At 73.5% G+C, this 18,134-nt stretch carries 1 protein-coding gene; it reads left to right on the top strand.

The window, feature by feature from the left end; all coding sequences use genetic code 11:
- The first annotated feature begins 448 nt into the window (after positions 1-448).
- Positions 449-18,124 carry a non-ribosomal peptide synthase/polyketide synthase gene (locus CF165_RS35760; protein WP_093952006.1) on the top strand — a complete coding sequence of 5,892 codons (17,676 nt, stop codon included), beginning with the start codon at positions 449-451 and terminating at the stop codon, positions 18,122-18,124.
- The last annotated feature ends 10 nt before the right edge of the window (positions 18,125-18,134 follow it).

Raw genomic sequence — 18,134 nt, 5'->3', positions numbered from 1 at the left:
CGAGGTAACATTTTCCGGCAGAAGAGTGAACAATAATCGACGGTGTACTACTCCCCGTTTGAGTAGTCATCCGCGTTTTTTCGGCATTTCACTTAATGCTCCGTTCGGCGGTACGAGCATGGCGTCCACTGGGTAGCGTGAGGCCAATCCGGCTGGTCTTGGGGGGCCTCTCGACCGCCGGATGACTGACCTGTCGCACAAGAACACCGGTTGTCGCGAGGGCTCGACTGCCGCTGGGGCCGAATCGGCGCCGCGGTGACGGGCGTCGAAAACGGAACTGTTTCCGGGCTTCGCTGCGCGGCTTCACGGCGGAAAGGATCACTGTGTCACGCGCTCGTTCCTTCGCGTTCACCTGGCGCCCGAAGTGCCGGGACGATTTGTTGAACGAGTGGCAAGAAGTGTCGTCGATCCCGCTCTGACGCCCCCACGTGCTCGAAAGGTTCCAGCAATGCCGCGATACGACGTCTCGATTCCTGCCGCCCTTGTGCCGGGAGACGACGACAGTCCGACTCTCGCCGAACTGGTCGAGGAGCAAACCTCCCGTACCCCGGAAGCGCTTGCTTTGACCGGTGCCGACGGCACGATGACCTATGCGGAGTTGACCGCGCGGGCGAACCGGTTGTCGCGATTGCTGCTGCGTCACGGGGCCGGGCCGGAACGCGTCGTCGCGCTGGTCCTGCCGAGGTCGGCGGACCTGATCGTCGCGCAGCTGGCGGTGGCCAAGGCCGGCGCCGCTTTCCTGCCCGTCGACCCGGACCAGCCCGCCGAGCGGATCGCCTTCATGCTCGCCGACGCACGGCCGGTGCTTGTCGTGACGCGCTCGTCCGCGGACCGGGCCGGCACCGAGCCGACGACCACCACCCTCCACCTCGACGAGCCCGGGCTGCTCGACGGCCTACCCGGCGACGACCCCGGCCAAACGCGGCCGTTGCACGTCGGCAACCCGGCCTACCTCATCTACACGTCCGGCTCGACCGGCGTCCCCAAGGGCGTGCTCGTCACCCACCGCGGCCTGGCCGGCTTCGCCGCCGCGATGCGGGAGCGGTACGACGTGCGGCCCGGCGACCGCGTCCTCGAGTTCGCTTCCCCCAGCTTCGACGCGTCGATCCTGGAACTGTGCATGGCGTTGCCGACGGGCGCGGCGCTGGTCGTGCCCCCGCCGGGTCCGCTGCTGGGTGACCGGCTCGCCGAGGTCCTGGCCGGGGAGAAGGTGACCCACGCGCTGATCCCGCCGGTCGCGCTGGCCACGTTGTCGGCGGCGCACGCCGCCGCGCTGCCGGACTTCCGGACGGTGATCGTCGGCGGGGACGCCTGCCCGCCCGAACTGGTCCGGACCTGGGCGCCCGGGCGCCGCATGATCAACTCCTACGGCCCCACCGAGTTCACCGTCGTGGCGACCTGGAGCGATCCCCTCGTCCCCGGCGGGACGCCCCCGATCGGCCGTCCGCTGCCGGACGCCACCGCGTACGTGCTCGACGAGGCACTGCGCCCGGCCGCCACCGGGGAGCTCTACCTCGCCGGCCCGAAACTGGCCCGTGGGTACCTGGACCGGCCGGGGCTGACCGCGAGCCGGTTCGTGGCCGACCCCTTCGGCGGTCCCGGTGCCCGGATGTACCGGACCGGCGACGTCGTCCGGCGCACCGCGGCCGGTGAGCTGGAGTTCGTCGGGCGGACCGACCACCAGGTCAAGATCCGCGGCTTCCGGATCGAACCCGGCGAGATCGAAGCGCTGCTGCTGAGCCGCCAGGACGTCCGGGAAGCGGTCGTCGTCGCCCGAGAGGACCAGCCCGGCGACAAACGCCTGGTCGCCTACTTCGCCGGCGACGCCGATCCCGCGGCCCTGCGGTCGGCCGCGGCCGACCGGCTGCCGCCGTACATGGTCCCGGCCGCTTTCGTCCCGCTCGAGGCGATGCCGCTGACCCACCACGGCAAGCTCGACCGCGACGCGCTGCCCGAACCCGACTGGCAGGCCCAGGTCCGCGCCACCCACACCCCGCCACGGACCCCGGCCGAGCGGGCGCTCGCCGACATCTGGGCCGACGTGCTCGGCGTGCCCGAGGTCGGCGTGGACGCCGACTTCTTCGAACTCGGCGGGGACTCGATCCTCGGGGCACGGGCGCTCGCCCGGGTCCGCGCCCGGTTCGGGGCCGACCTGTCCCCGCGGGTGGTGTTCGACGCCCGCACCATCGCGAAACTCGCCGAACTGCTGCCCGACGGCGGCGCCCCGGCCGGCCGGATCGAACCCGTGGCGCACGACGCCGTGGAGCCGTTGTCGCCGGTCCAGCGCCGCCTGTGGGTGCTCGACCAGCAGAACCCGGGCAGCACCGAATACAACGCCGGCGTCGGCCTCACCCTGTCCGGCCCGCTGGACCGCGAGGCCCTGCGCGACGCACTGGACGCGCTGGCCGCGCGGCACGAGTCGCTGCGGACGACGTTCCGGACCGTCGACGGCGAAGGCGTCCAGGTCGTCGCCGGCACGGGGACCATCCCGCTGCGGGAAGCCGGCGCCGAGGCCGACCTCGACGCGCAGCTCGCGGCCGAACTGGACCGCCCTTTCGACCTGACCACCGGCCCGCTCACCCGGGCCACGCTGATCCGGCGCGGCGAGGACGACCACCTGCTTCTGCTGTGCCAGCACCACATCGTCACCGACGGCTGGTCGGTCGGCCTGCTCGTCGACGAGCTGGCCGCGCTCTACGCGGGGGAGAAGCTCGCCCCCCTCGACATCGGCTACCGCGACTACTCCCGGTGGCACCGCGACCGGCTGGCCGGGCCGCTGCGCGAGCGGCAGCTGGCGTACTGGCGCGAGCAGCTCGCCGGCCTCGAACCCCTCGACCTGCCGACCGACCGGCCCCGGCCGCCTGTCCGTGCCACCGAAGGCGCGATCCGCCGGTACGAGCTGCCGACCGGCCTCGCCGAGCTGGCCGCCGACTCCGGCGCGACGCTCTTCACGACGCTGACCGCGGTCGTCCAGCTGCTGCTGGCCCGCTACACCGGGCAGGACGACGTCGCCGTCGGCACCGCGGTGTCCGGCCGCGACCACGACCAGCTCGAACGGCTCGCCGGGTTCTTCGTCAACACCCTCGTCCTGCGGTCGGCGGTCGATCCGGGCCGGCCGTTCGACGAGTTCCTCGGCCGGGTCAAGGAGACGACGCTGGCGGCCTTCGCCGCCGGTGAAGTGCCGTTCGACCAGGTCGTCGACGACCTGCGGCCGGCCCGTGACCCGAGCCGGACCCCGCTGGTGCAGGTGCTGCTGGTGCTCCAGCAGGACCTCGTCCGGCCCCGGGAGGCGGGCGCCCTCCGCCTGGGCGAGCACGATCTGCCCCGCCCCCGGGCCCGGTTCGACCTCGTGCTGGAGTTCCAGCCGCAGGGCCGGAGCGTGGCGATCGAATACGACACCGCGCTCTTCGACGCCGAGACGATCGACCGCTTGGCCGGGCACCTGCGGGTGCTCGCGGAGGCGGTGGTCGCCGACCCGCGCCGGCCGGTGGCCGAGCTGCCGCTCATGGACGGCGCCGAGCGGGCCCACCTGGACGACCTGTCCCGCGGACCGGTGCTCGAGGTGCCGGAAACCACGCTGCCGCAGCTGTTCGAGGCCCAGGCGGCCCGCACGCCGGACGCGGTGGCCGTCGTCTGCGAAGACCGCTCGCTCACCTACCGGGAGCTCGACGAGCAGGCCAACCGGCTGGCCCGGGTCCTGATCGAGCGGGGCGCCGGGCCCGAGCGGTTCGTCGCCGTCTCCCTGCCGCGCACGGAACGGATCCTCGTGGCGCTGCTCGGCGTGCTCAAGTCCGGCGCCGCCTACCTCCCGGTCGACCCCGCCTACCCGGCCGACCGCAAGGAACTGATCCTCGACGACGCCGGCCCGGCCCTGCTGCTCACCCCGGACGGCCGGGGCCCCGGATCGGTGCCCGCCCTCGCGTTCGACGACCCCGGCCTGCTCGACGGCCGGTCCGCGGAACCGCTCGGTCACGCCACGAATCCGGACCACCCGGCCTACGTGATCCACACGTCCGGCTCGACCGGCCGCCCCAAGGGCGTGGTGATCGCCCACCGCAGCGCCGCGAACCTGATGGCGTGGGCCGGAACCGACTTCCGGGACGTCTTCCGTCCCGGGTCCACAGTGGTCGCTTCGACGTCGCTGAACTTCGACGTCTCGGTGTTCGAGATCTTCGCGCCGCTGATGACCGGCGCCACCGTCGAAATCGTGCGGGACGTGCTGGCCCTCGGCGAAGGCGAGCACGACGGCCGGCCGGTCGGCCTGGTCAGCGGCGTGCCCTCGGCGTTCGCTCAGCTGCTCGCCCAGGGCGCGGTATCAGTACGGCCGTCCACTGTGGTCTTGGCCGGTGAAGCGCTGACGCTGCACGCGCTGCACGACATCCGGAAAGCCTTGCCGGACAGCCGGATCGCCAACATCTACGGCCCCACCGAGTCCACTGTGTACGCCACCGCGTGGTACCACGACACGGACCGCACCCCGCCGATCGGCCGACCGATCGCCGGCATCCGCGCGTACGTGCTCGACCGCGGGATGCGGCCGGTGCCCGTCGGCGTGCCCGGCGAGCTGCACCTCGGCGGCGCCGGCGTGGCCCGCGGCTACCTCGGCCGGCCGGGCCTGACCGCCGGCCGGTTCGTGGCCGACCCCTTCGGCGAGCCGGGTGCCCGGATGTACCGCACCGGTGACGTCGTCCGCTGGACCACCCGCGGCGAGCTGGAGTACCTGGGCCGCGCCGACGACCAGGTCAAGATCCGCGGCTTCCGGATCGAGCCCGGCGAGGTCGAGGCCGCGCTGCGGCAGCACCCGGACGTGACCGAGGCGGTGGTCGTCGCGCGCGCCGACGCCGGGCACCAGCGGCTGGTCGCCTACGTCGTGCCCGAGGCGCCCGCCGACCTGCGCGAGTTCCTCGGCGCGTCGCTGCCCGCCCACCTCGTGCCGTCGGCGTTCGTGCCCCTCGACCGGCTGCCGCTCAACCCCAGCGGCAAGCTCGACCGCCGTGCCCTGCCCGCCCCCGACTGGACGGGCGGCTCCACCCGCGTCGCGCCGCGCACCGAGACCGAACGGCTGCTCGCGAAGATCTGGGCCGACGCCCTCGGGCTGCCCGAGGTCGGCGTCGAGGACAACTTCTTCGAACTCGGCGGCGACTCGATCCTCGGCATCCGGCTCGTGTCCGAGGCCGCGAAGGCCGGCTTGCGGATCACCACCAGGGACGTCTTCCGGCACCAGACGATCGCCGCGCTCGCCGTGGCGGCCGGGGTGGCCGCGCCCGTGGCCGAGCGGCCGCCCGCGACCGGAGCGGTCGTCGTCACGCCGATCCAGCACTGGTACCTCGACACCGACCCGGCCGACCCGGACCACTTCGCCCAGCAGCTGAGCGTCCGGCTCGCCGACGACGTCGACGAAGACCGGCTGCGGACCGCGGTGAACACCGTCGTCGCCCACCACGACGCGCTGCGGCTGCGGTTCCGCCGCACCGCCGCGGGCTGGGCGCAGGAGCACGCCGAGCCCGGCGACGTGGACGTCTTCGGCGCGAAGATCGACATCGAGCACGGTCCGCTGGTGAGCGCGGAGCTGACCGGCACGACGCTGCGCCTGGCCGTGCACCACCTCGTCGTGGACGGCGTCTCGTGGCGGATCCTCCTCGAGGACCTCGACCACGCCTACCACGGGCGCGACCTGAGTGCCCGGACGACGTCGTTCCAGGACTGGGCGAACCGGCTCGCCGAGCACGACTTCACCGGCGACCTCCCGTACTGGCAGGCGGTCGACGGCATCCAGATCCCCCTGGACGCCGACGGCGCCAACACCGTGGCGAGCACCCGCACGGTCACCACCCGGCTCGACGCCGAGCTCACCCGGGCGCTGCTGCAGGACGTCCCGGGCGTCTACCGGACCCAGGTCAACGACGTCCTCCTCGCCGCGCTCGGCGGGGCCCTGCGCCGCTGGAGCGGCGCCGATCGCGTGCTGGTCGACCTCGAAGGCCACGGGCGGGAAGACCTGTTCGACGACGTCGACCTGTCCCGCACGGTCGGCTGGTTCACGTCGATGTTCCCCGTCGCGCTCGACGTGCCGGACGACGGCCTCGCGACCCTGCTCAAGTCCGTCAAGGAGCAGCTGCGCGCGATCCCGGCCCGCGGCCTGTCCTACGGCGTGCTGCGGCACCTCGCCGGGACCGCGCCCGCCGTGGAACCCCGGCTCAGCTTCAACTACCTCGGCCGGTTCGAAGTCGAGGGCGAGCTTTACCGCGGGCTCGAGCGGGAATTGGAACTCGCACAGAACCCCGAGGACGTCCGCGCGCACGCCGTCGATGTCGTCGCGCGAGTCACCGACGGCCGCCTGGAAATCACCTGGTTCTACTCGGAACAGCTCCACGAGGAAGCCGCGATCCGCACGGTCGCCGACGACCTCGTCCACGGCCTGACCGAGATCGTCACGCACTGCACCGAACCGGGTGTCGGCGGCCGCACGCCGTCGGACTTCCCCCTGGCCGCCCTCGACCAGGCAGGAGTGGACCGCTTGGTCGGGAACGGCCGCGACGTCGAGGACATCTACCCGCTCACCCCCGCCCAGGCCGGGATGCTGTTCCACCGGCTCACCGGCGGTGGCCGCCAGGCCTACCTCCAGCAGGTCACGTTCGTGATGAGCGACGTCCCCGACCCGGCCGCACTGGCCCGCGCCTGGCAGCGGGTCGTGGACCGGACGCCGGTGCTGCGCACCCAGGTGGTCTGGGACGGCCTCGACGCGCCCATGCAGGTGGTTCACCGGCAGGTCGCCCTGCCCGTCGACCTCCGGGACTGGACCACCGAACCCGAAGATCTCGACGCCGTCCTGGCGGCCGACCGCGACGCCGGCCTGGACCTGGGCACCGTGCCGCTGATGCGGCTGCTGCTCGCCCGCGTCTCGGCGACCGAAGTCCGGGTGGTCTGGACGTTCCACCACCTCCTGCTCGACGGCTGGAGCCTCTTCCGGGTCCTCTCCGACGTCTCGGCCGCGCACGCCGGGCGGCCCCTGCCCACTCGCCGCCCGTTCCGCGACCACGTCCGGTGGCTGTCCGAACAGGACCAGCCCGCGGCGGAACGGTTCTGGCGCGAGCAGCTTTCGGGACGGCCCGAGCCGGTCCGGCTGCGTACCGACCACACCGCCGACGGGCACCCGGTCGAGTCGACGGCCGCACTGCGGATCGAGCTGCCCTCGGCTCCGCTGCGCACGGCCGCGCAACGCCACGGGGTCACCCTCAACACCCTCGTCCAGGGCGCCTGGGCGGTGCTGCTGGCCCGCCACACCGGACGGCCGGAGGTCTGCTTCGGCACCACGGTCGCCGGACGGCCCGCCCAACTGCCCGGTGCCGACGAGATCACCGGCATGTTCATCACGACGCTGCCGGTCGTCGCCGACGTCGACGAGCGGGCCGGTGCCGTCGACTGGCTGCGCGGCCTCCAGGAGGCCCAAGCCGAGGCACGGCGTTTCGACCACCTGTCCCTGGCGCGTCTGCAGAGCTGGGGCGGGGAGTTCGACACGCTCCTGGTCTTCGAGAACTACCCGGTCACGGCGGAGCTGGGGTTGCGCGACCTGCGGGGCGTGGAGACGACCAACTATCCGCTCAGCGTCGTCGCCTACCCCGGCGAGGAGCGCCTGGAACTGCTCTTCGGCTACGACCCGGACCTCTTCGAGCCCGAAACGATCGCCGGGTTCGCCGGGAACCTGGAGACCCTGCTCTCCGAACTCGCGACGCGGCCGAACGAGCCGCTCGCCCGGCTGCGCATGCTCACCGACGCCGACCAGCACGACGTCCTGGCCCAGGGGACCGGCGCCACGCAGGACCTCCCGGAAGCGACCGTGCCGGAACTGTTCGCCGAGCAGGTGCGGCGCACCCCGGACGCGGTCGCCGTCACCGGCGAGGAAACCCTGACGTACGCGGAGCTGGACGCCCGGGCGAACCGGCTGGCCCACCGGCTGCTCGACCTCGGAACCCGGCGGGACGACCTGGTCGGGTTGCTGCTCGGCCGCTCGGCCGACGTCGTCGTCGCCGAACTGGCGGTGCTCAAGGCCGGTGGCGCGTACCTGCCGCTGGACGCCCGCGCGCCCCGCAGCCGGCTGACGAGGTTGCTCGACGGCGTGCGCGTGCTGGTGACCGACGACGCCGGTCTCCAGCTCGCGCATGATGTCCACAGTGGACCCGTGATGTCGGTCCGCGAGATCGGCGATGGGCCGGTTGAGTCGCCGGATGTGGTGCTGCGTCCCGAAAACCTCGCGTACGTCATGTACACCTCGGGCTCGACGGGCACCCCGAAGGGCGTGGCGATCACCCACCGGGACATCGTCGGCCTGGCCCGGGAGCGGTCCTTCGCCGGCCCCGCCCACCGGGTCGTGCTCATGCACTCCGCGCTCGCGTTCGACGCCTCGACGTACGAGCTGTGGGTGCCGTTGCTCAGCGGCGGCCGGGTCGTCGTCGCCCCGCCGGGGGACGTCGACGCCGACGTGCTGCGCCGCGTGATCACCACGTACGGGGTGACCGGGCTGTTCATGACCGCGGGGCTGTTCCGCGTGCTGGCGCAGGAGGATCCCGGCTGCCTGCGCGGCGTCCGCGAGGTGTGGACCGGCGGCGAGGTCGTCCGCCCCGCGGCGGTGCACCAGGTGTCGGACGCGTGCCCGGGCCTCACCGTGGTGGACGTCTACGGGCCCACCGAGGCGACGACCTTCGCCACCCGGTTCCCCCTGACACCGGGGGAGCCGGTGCCGGACGTGCTGCCGATCGGGCGGCCGCTGGACGACATGGCGGCCTACGTCCTCGACCACGGGCTGCGCCCGGCCGCGCCGGGTGCCGTCGGCGAGCTGTACCTGGCCGGCACCGGGCTGGCCCGCGGCTACCTCGGGCAGCCGGGGCTGACGGCGGAACGGTTCCCGGCCAACCCGTTCGGCGAGCCGGGCGAGCGGATGTACCGCACCGGCGACCTCGTCCGGTGGACCGGCGGGCAGGTGCTGGAGTTCGTCGGCCGCGCCGACGACCAGGTGAAGATCCGCGGCTTCCGCGTCGAACTGGGGGAGATCGAGACCGCGCTGACCGCCCACCCGGACGTCACCGAGGCCGTCGTCGTCGCGGCGGAGTCCGGCGGGACCAAGCGGCTCGTCGCCTACGTCGTCGCGACCGGGACGCCGGACCTCCGCGGATTTCTCTCGCGCTCCCTGCCGGACTACCTCGTGCCGGCGGCGTTCGTCCCGCTCGAAGCCTTGCCGCTCAACGAAAACGGCAAGGTGGACCGGCGGGCGCTGCCCGCCCCGGACTGGACGGGCGGCTCCGGGCCGGGCTACCGCGAACCGGCGACGGACGCCGAACGGCTGCTCACCGGCATCTGGGCCGAGGTGCTGCGGGTGGACCGCGTCGGCGCCGACGACAACTTCTTCGAACTCGGCGGCGACTCGATCCTCAGCATCCAGGTGGTTTCCCGGGCCCGCCGCGCGGGTCTCGACCTGATGCCGGGCCAGGTCTTCGACCACCCGACCGTCGCCGCGCTCGCCCTCGCCGCGACCCCGGCCGCTCCCGTCGCGGCCGTCGCCGACGCGGAGCCGGTGACCGGGGAGGTGCCGCTGACGCCGGTGCAGCACTGGTACCTCGACCCGCGGCCGGTGCACGCGGAACAGTTCGTCCAGTCCGTCTCGGTGGAACTGCCCGCCCCGCCGGACCCGGCCGTGCTGCGCCGCGCGCTGCGCGACCTCCAGCTGCACCACGACGTCCTGCGGCTGCGGTTCACCCCCGACGGCCAGCACCACGCGGCCGACGCCGTGGACGTCCTCGACGCCACCATCGACCTCGAGAAGGGGCCGCTGCTGCGCGCCGAGCTGTCCGGCTCGACGCTGACGCTCGCCGCGCACCACCTGGTCGTCGACGGCGTCTCGTGGCGGATCCTCATGGAGGACCTGGAGACCTTGCTGGCCGGCGGCGAGCTTCCCGCGCGGACGACGTCCTTCCGCGACTGGGCCCGCACCCTGACCCGCCGCGCGGCCGAAGGCTTCTTCGACGACGAACTCGGCCACTGGGCGGCGATCGACGCCGACCCGGCCCTGCCGGTCGACGCGGGGGGCGAAAACACCTACGGCTCGGCCCGCTCGGTGGTCGTGCGGCTGCCCGCGGAGGAGACCCGTGCGGTGCTGCACGACGTGCCGGGGGCGTACCGGACGCAGGTCAACGACGTCCTGCTGACCGCGCTCGGCCGCGTCCTGCGGGACTGGACGGGCCGCGACCGGGTCCTCGTCGACCTCGAAGGCCACGGGCGGGAGGACCTGTTCCCCGGGATCGACCTGTCCCGGACCGTCGGCTGGTTCACCTCCATCTTCCCGGTCGAGCTGACCTCGTCCGGCGAGGACTGGGGCGACGCCCTGAAGGCGACGAAGGAACGGCTCCGCGCGATTCCGCGCCGCGGGATCGGCTACGGCGCCCTGCGCTACCTCGCCGGCACCGCCCCGCGCGTCGAACCGCGGATCAGCTTCAACTACCTGGGCCGCTTCGACCACGGCGGTGGCCTGGGCGGTGCCGCGCACCCCGAGCAGACCCGCGCGCACCAGCTCGACGTCGTCGGCGCGGTCGTCGGTGACGAGCTCGAACTGACCTGGCACTACTCCACGGGCGTCCACACCGAGACCACCGTGCGCGGGCTGGCCGAGGCCCTCCTCGCAGCCCTCACGGGGATCGTCGGCCACTGCGCCCGGCCGGACGCGGGCGGCCGCACGCCGTCGGACTTCCCCCTGGCGCGGCTCGACCAGGCCGCGGTGGACCGCCTCGCCGGCACCGGCCGGACGGTCGAGGACATCTACCCGCTCACCCCGATGCAGTCGGGCATGGTCTTCCACAGCCTCGTCGACGGCGCGGCCGGGACCTACCTCAACCAGGTGCGGCTGCGGCTGACCGGCGTCACCGACCCCGAACGCCTCGCCAGGGCGTGGCAACGGGTCGTGGCGGACACGCCGGTGCTGCGCAGCCGCGTCGTCTGGGACGGCCTCGACGAACCCGTGCAGGTCGTCGAGCGGTCCGTCAGCGTCCCGGTCGTCCACCTCGACTGGACGGCCCTGGACGAGCAGGAGCGCGCCCGCGAACAGGAGCGGTTCCTCGAAGCCGACCGCGCGCTCGGATTCGACCTGACGGCCGCCCCGCTGATGCGCCTGGCGTTCGCGCGGCTGCCCGGCGGTGACGTGCTGCTGGTGTGGACGTTCCACCACGTGCTGCTCGACGGCTGGAGCGCCGCGCAGGCGTTCGGTGAGGTGTGCGCCCGGTACGCGGGCGCCGCCGGGCCGGGCCGCCGCCCGCCGTTCCGCGAATACCTGCGCCGGCTCGGCGAGCAGGACACCGCGGCTGCCGAACAGCACTGGCGCGAGCAGCTTTCCGGGCTGCGGACGCCGACGCCGCTGCCCTACGACCGCCGCCCGGTGGAGGCCCACCGCACGCGGTCCGCCGCGTCGGTCCGGGTGTCGGCGCCGGCCGAGGGGCTGCGGGAGCTGGCACGGCGCGCCGGCCTGACGCTCAACACGATCCTGCAGGGGGCGTGGGGGCTGGTGCTTTCCCGCTACAGCGGGGAATCCGACGTCGTCTTCGGCACCACCGTGTCCGGGCGGCCCGCCGACCTGCCGGGCGTCGAGTCGATGATCGGGCTGTTCATCAACACGCTGCCCGCCACGGTGAGCGTCCGTGATGGACTGTCTGTTTCGGACTGGCTGCGGGACCTGCAGACGGCTCAAGCGCGGTCGCGCCGGTTCGACTACGTGTCCTTGGCCCAGCTGCAGAGCTGGGCGGGCACCACGCTGTTCGACAGCATCCTGGTCTTCGAGAACTACCCGTTCGACACCGAGGCCGTGGCCGAGCACGGGATCGGCCTGCACGAGGAAGGCGAGCTGCAGCCGACCAACTACCCGCTCAGCGTGGTCGTCACGCCGGGCGAGCGGCTGTCGGTGTCGTTCGACCACGACCCGGACCTGTTCGACCGGGCCACGATCGACCGGCTGGCCGCGCAGCTGCTGCTCGTCCTCGAGCGCATCGCCGCGCGTCCCGGGCAGCGGGTCGGCGAACTCGACCTGCTGACCGACGACGACCGCGAGCGCGTGCTGCGGACGTTCAACACGACCGCGCACCCGGTGGCCGAGGCCACGGTGGTGAGCCGGTTCGCCGAGCAGGTCCGCCGGACCCCGGACGCTCAGGCGGTCGGGGACTTGACCTACGCCGAGCTGGACGCCCGCGCCGACGGGCTCGCGCGCCGGCTCGTCGAGCTGGGCGCCGGGGTGGAAGATCGGGTCGGGCTGCTGCTGGAGCGCTCGGCGGACGTCGTCGTGGCCGAGCTGGCGGTGCTCAAGGCCGGTGCCGCGTACGTCCCGGTCGACCTGCGGGCCCCGGCCGCCCGGATGCGCCTGGTCCTGGCCGAAGCGGGCGTCTCCGTGGTCATCGCCGACCGGTCCTGTTCGGACATCCACAGTGGACCGGTAGCCCGGGTGGGCGAAACCGGCTCCGCGGGTGCGCCCGATGTGGTGGTGCGGCCCGGAAACCTGGCGTACGTGATGTACACGTCCGGGTCGACGGGCAAGCCGAAGGGTGTGGCGGTGACCCACCGCGACATCGTGGGTCTGGCCTCGGACCGCTCGTTCGCGAGCGAGGCACACCGAACCGTGCTGCTGCACTCGCCGCAGGCGTTCGACGCCTCGACGTACGAGGTGTGGGTGCCGCTGCTGAACGGCGGCCGCGTCGTCGTCGCGCCGCCGGGCGACGTGGATGCCGACGTCCTGCGTGACGTCGTCACCCGGCAGGGAGTGCGTGCGCTCTGGCTGACCGCGGGGCTGTTCCGCCTGCTGGCGCAGGAGGATCCCGGGTGCCTGCGGGGTGTCGGCGAGGTGTGGACCGGCGGTGACGTCGTGCCCGCCGCCGCGGTCCGCCAGGTGCGGGACGCCTGCCCCGGGCTGACCGTCGTGGACGGTTACGGTCCGACCGAGACGACCACTTTCGCCAGCAGGTTCGTCCTGGCGCCCGAGGACGGGGTGCCGGACGCGATGCCGATCGGACGGCCCCTGGACAACATGGCCGCCTACGTCCTCGACGACAGCTTGCGGCCGGTCCCGCCGGGCGTGACGGGCGAACTGTTCATCGCCGGCACCGGCGTGTCCCGCGGCTACCTCGGCCGGCCAGGCCTGACCGCGGAACGGTTCGTGGCCAACCCGTTCGGGGCGCCGGGGGAGCGGATGTACCGCACCGGCGACGTGGTCCGCTGGTCCGCCGGCGGCGTCCTGGAGTTCGTCGGCCGCGCCGACGACCAGGTGAAGATCCGCGGCTTCCGGATCGAGCTGGGCGAGATCGAGACGGCCCTGGCCGCCCACTCGGATGTCACCGAGGCGGTGGTCGTCACGCGGGACCGGCGGCTCGTCGCCTACGTCGTCACGACCGCAAAGCCGGACCTGCGGGCCTGGCTGCACCGGGACCTGCCCGACTACATGGTGCCCTCGGCCTTCGTGACGCTCGACGCACTGCCCTTGAGCGCCAACGGAAAGGTCGACCGGAACGCCCTGCCCGCCCCGGCCGGGCAGCCGGCGACCGGATACGTGCCACCGCGCACGGACACCGAACGCGTGCTCGCCGAGGTCTGGGCCGACGTGCTCGGCGTGCCCGGGGTCGGCGTCGAGGACAACTTCTTCGAACTCGGCGGTGACTCGATCCTCAGCATCCAGGTCGTCTCCCGTGCCCGGCGCCACGGCCTCGCGCTGACCCCGCGTGACCTGTTCGCTCACCAGACCGTCGCCGCGCTGGCCGTCGCGGCGGGCTCGGCCGCGGTGACCGTGGCCGAGCAGGGGCCGGTCAGCGGCGCCGCCGCGCTGACCCCGATCCAGCACTGGTTCTTCGCCGGGGACTTCGGAAACCCCGACGAGTTCACCCAGTCGGTCCGCATCGAGCGCGCCGAGCCGTTCGACGTCGACACCCTCCGCGCGGCCCTGGCGGCGCTGGCCGAGCACCACGACGCGCTGCGGATGCGGTTCAGCGATGGCCGCCAGGAGAACGCCCCGGCGGACCCGATCGAGATCCTCGGCGCCGAAATCGACGTGGCCCGCGGGCCGCTGCTCACCGCCGAACTCCTGGAGCCCGCGGTCCTGCGGCTGACGGTCAACCACCTCGTCGTCGACGGCGTCTCGTGGCGGATCCTCCTGGAGGACCTGGAAACCGCCTACCGCGGCGAGCCGCTGCCGCCGAAGACGACGTCGTTCCGCGACTGGGCCAACCGGCTCGCCACCCACGCCGAGGCCGGTGGCTTCGACGACGAACTGCCGTACTGGCGCGACGCTCTCGCCGTCGACCCTGCTTTGCCGGTCGACGCCGACGCGGCGGCCGAGGGCACCGGCACGGTCACCACGCGCCTGGACGCCGAGCTGACCCGGGCGCTGCTGCAGGACGTCCCGGGCGTCTACCGGACCCAGGTCAACGACGTGCTGCTGGCCGCGCTGGGCCGCGTCCTGGCCCGCTGGACCGGGCGCGACGGCGTGCTGGTCGACCTCGAGGGGCACGGCCGCGAGGACCTGTTCGAGGACGTCGACCTGTCCCGCACGGTCGGCTGGTTCACCTCGCTGTACCCGGTCGCGCTGCGGATCGACGACGACTGGGCCGCCCTGCTCAAGTCCGTGAAGGAGCAGCTGCGGGCCGTGCCCCGCCGCGGCGTGGGCTTCGGCGCGCTGCGGTACCTGACCGGAACCGCGCCCGCGCTCGAGCCCGAGATCAGCTTCAACTACCTGGGCCGCCTCGACGGCGCGGCCGGCAGCCTGGACTCTTCGACCGGCGAGGGCACGGGCCGGGGACACGTGCTCGACGTCGTCGGCCGGGTGGACCGGGAAACCCTGGAACTGACCTGGTCCTACTGGCGGGACACGCACAATCCCGCCACGGTCGAGAAGCTGGCCGCCGATCTGGTGGCCGCGCTGGGCGAAATCGTCGCGCACTGCGCCGAGCCCGGGACGGGCGGCCGCACGCCGTCGGACTTCCCGCTCGCCCGGCTGGACCAGCGGCAGGTCGACCGGATCGCCGGCGACGGCCGCGGCGTGGCCGACCTCCACCCGTTGACGCCGATGCAGGCCGGCATGGTCTTCCACGGGCTTTCCCAAGAGGCCCAAGGCGTCTACTTCGAACAGGTCACCGCCGTCCTCGACGGCGTCGCCGAGCCGCGGGTGCTGGCCGAAGCCTGGCAGCACGTGGTCGACCGGACGCCGGTCCTGCGCGGCAGCGTCGTCTGGGAGGACGTCCCCGACCCGCTGCTCGTGGTCCACCGCGAAGCGCGCGTCCCGGTCACCGAGCTGGACTGGCGGGACCGCGACCGCGAGGAAGCCCTGCGCGAGCTGCTCGCCGATGACCGGGCCAAGCCGTTCGACCTGGCGACCGCGCCGCTGCTGCGGGTCACCCTGGCCCGGCTGCCGGACGACGCCGTCCAGCTCGTCTGGACCTTCCACCACGTCCTGCTGGACGGCTGGAGCGTCTTCCAGGTGCTCTCCGACGTCTGCACCGCGTATGCGGCCCTGCGCGACGGCCAACCGCCCGCCCTGCCGCACCGCCGTCCGTTCGGGGACTACGTCTCGTGGCTGAGCGGCCAGAACGCCGAGGGCGCCGAAGAGTACTGGAGCCGCGAACTCGGCGACGTCACCGAGCCGACGCCGCTGCCGTACGACCGGGTCCCGGCGGCCGCGCACGAATCGAGTTCGTCGACCTGGGTCAGCCGCGACCTCGACGAGCAGGCGACCGGCCGCTTGGCGGCGTTCGCCCGGCGCGAGCGGCTCACCGTGAACGCCGTCGTGCAGGGCGCCTGGGCGCTCCTGCTGTCCCGGCACAGCGGCGAGGACGACGTCTGCTTCGGCGCCACCGTGTCCGGCCGCCCGGCCGGGCTGGCCGGGGTCGACGACATCACCGGCATCTTCATCAACACCCTGCCCGTGCGGGTGACCGCCGACCCGGCGGCCCCGGTCGCCGAGTGGCTGCGCACCCTGCAGAAGACCCAGGCCGAGTCGCGCCGGTTCGAGCACGTCCCGCTGACCGCCGTGCAGGGCTGGAGCGGTGTCGAGGGCGGCCGGAACCTGTTCGACAGCCTCGTGGTCTTCGAGAACTACCCGGTCACCGCGGACGATGTCGCCGCGCACGGCGTGCGGCTGCGGGAGCTGCAGGCCATGGAAGCGACCAACTACCCGCTCAGCATTGTCGCCGCCCCGGGCCCGCGCCTGTCCCTCGGCGTCGGCTACGACCCCGCCCTGTTCGACGAGGCGACCGCCCAACGGCTCGCCGGGCAGCTCGAGCACCTCCTCGAAACGCTGGCCGAGGACCCGGCCCGGCCGCTGCGGGAACTCGACGTCCTCACCGCCGACGAACGCGACCAGGTCCTCGTCGCGTTCAACGACACCGGCCACGAGGTCCCGCCGGTCACCCTGACCGACCTGATCGAGGCCCAGGTGGCCCGCACCCCCGACGCCGTCGCGGTGGTTTCGCGCGACGAACGGCTCACCTTCGCCGAACTCGACACGCGGGCCGCCCGGCTGGCCAGGCTGCTGGCCGCCCGCGGCGCGGGCCCGGAGCGGATCGTCGCGCTCGCCCTGCCACGCTCGGTGGAGATCGTCGTCGCGCAGCTGGCCGTGCTGAAGACCGGCGCCGCGTACCTGCCGGTCGACCCGGACTACCCCGCCGAGCGGATCGCGTTCATGCTCGCCGACGCGAAACCGGTCGTCGTGGTGACCAAGCCGGGAACGCTGTTGCCGGTCGACGACGTGCTCGTCCTCGACGGCTCGGAGGCCCACGGCCCGGCCACCCCGCTCGCCCGGTCGGTGCCGCTGACCGCGCCCGCGTACGTCATCTACACCTCCGGCTCGACCGGCACCCCGAAGGGCGTCGTCGTCACCCACGCCGGACTGGCGAGCTTCTCCGGTGCCGAGATCGCCCACTTCGACGTCCGGCCCGGCGACCGCGTGCTGCAGTTCTCTTCGCCGAGTTTCGACGCCTCGGTGCTGGAGCTGTGCATGGCGCTCCCGGCGGGCGCCGCGCTGGTCGTGCCGCCGCCCGGACCGCTGCTCGGCGACCACCTGGCCGCCGTGCTGCGCGACGAAGGCGTCACCCACGCGCTGATCCCGCCGGTGGCCATGGCGAGCGTGCCCGACGTCGACCTGCCCGCGTTCCGCACCCTGGTGGTCGGCGGCGAGGCGTGCCCGGCCGACCTGGTGGCCCGCTGGGCGCCCGGCCGCCGGATGATCAACGCCTACGGGCCCACCGAAACGACGGTGGTGGCGACCTGGAGCGACCCCCTCGCCCCCGGGACCACCCCGCCGATCGGCCGCCCGATCCGCAACACCCGCGTCCGCGTCCTCGACGCCGCCCTGCGCCCGGTGCCGATGGGCGCCGCGGGGGAGCTGTACGTCTCCGGGGCCGGCCTTGCCCGCGGCTACCTCGACCGGCCGGGGCTCACCGCGTCGCGGTTCCTCGCCGATCCGTTCGGGGCGCCGGGCACACGGATGTACCGCACCGGCGACCTGGTGCGCTGGCGGGACGACGGCACGCTGGAGTTCCTCGGCCGGGCCGACGACCAGGTCAAGATCCGCGGCTTCCGGATCGAGCCCGGCGAGATCGAAGCGGTCCTGCGCGCGCACCCGGACGTCCGCGACGCCGCCGTCATCGCGGCCGACCAGCGGCTGATCGCCTACGTCGTGGGCGATCCGGGCACCGGGCTGCGGGAGCACGTCGCCGCGGCCCTGCCGGCCCACTTCGTGCCCGCCGCGTTCGTCCGGCTGGCCGCGCTTCCCCTGACCGCCAGCGGAAAGCTGGACCGGCGGGCGCTGCCCGCGCCGGCCGCGCCGGAGGAGAGCGCCGGGTACGCGGCGCCGGAGACCGAGACCGAAGAGGTCCTCGCCGCGATCTGGGCCGAGGCACTCGGGCTCGACCGGGTCGGCGTCGAGGACAACTTCTACGCCCTCGGCGGCGATTCGCTGCGCAGCCTGCGCATCACCTCGATGACGAAGTCCGCCTTCGACGTCGAAATCACGCCCAAGGACGTGCTCACCGCCGGCACCGTGCTCGCGCTGGCGGAGCTCGTCGAAGAACGGGTCCTGCAGGACCTCGAGCGGCTCGCCGCCGGACAGGACCACTGAGAAACCCTTA

Origin of the sequence: Amycolatopsis vastitatis, from assembly GCF_002234595.1 — a bacterium.
Lineage (GTDB): Bacteria > Actinomycetota > Actinomycetes > Mycobacteriales > Pseudonocardiaceae > Amycolatopsis > Amycolatopsis vastitatis.
This window is presented reverse-complemented; position numbering and strand designations above follow the sequence as displayed.

Coding starts and splice junctions, on each gene's coding strand:
- CF165_RS35760 (WP_093952006.1), top strand. CDS start 449: ATGCCGCGATACGACGTCTCGATTCCTGCCGCCCTTGTGCCGGGAGAC.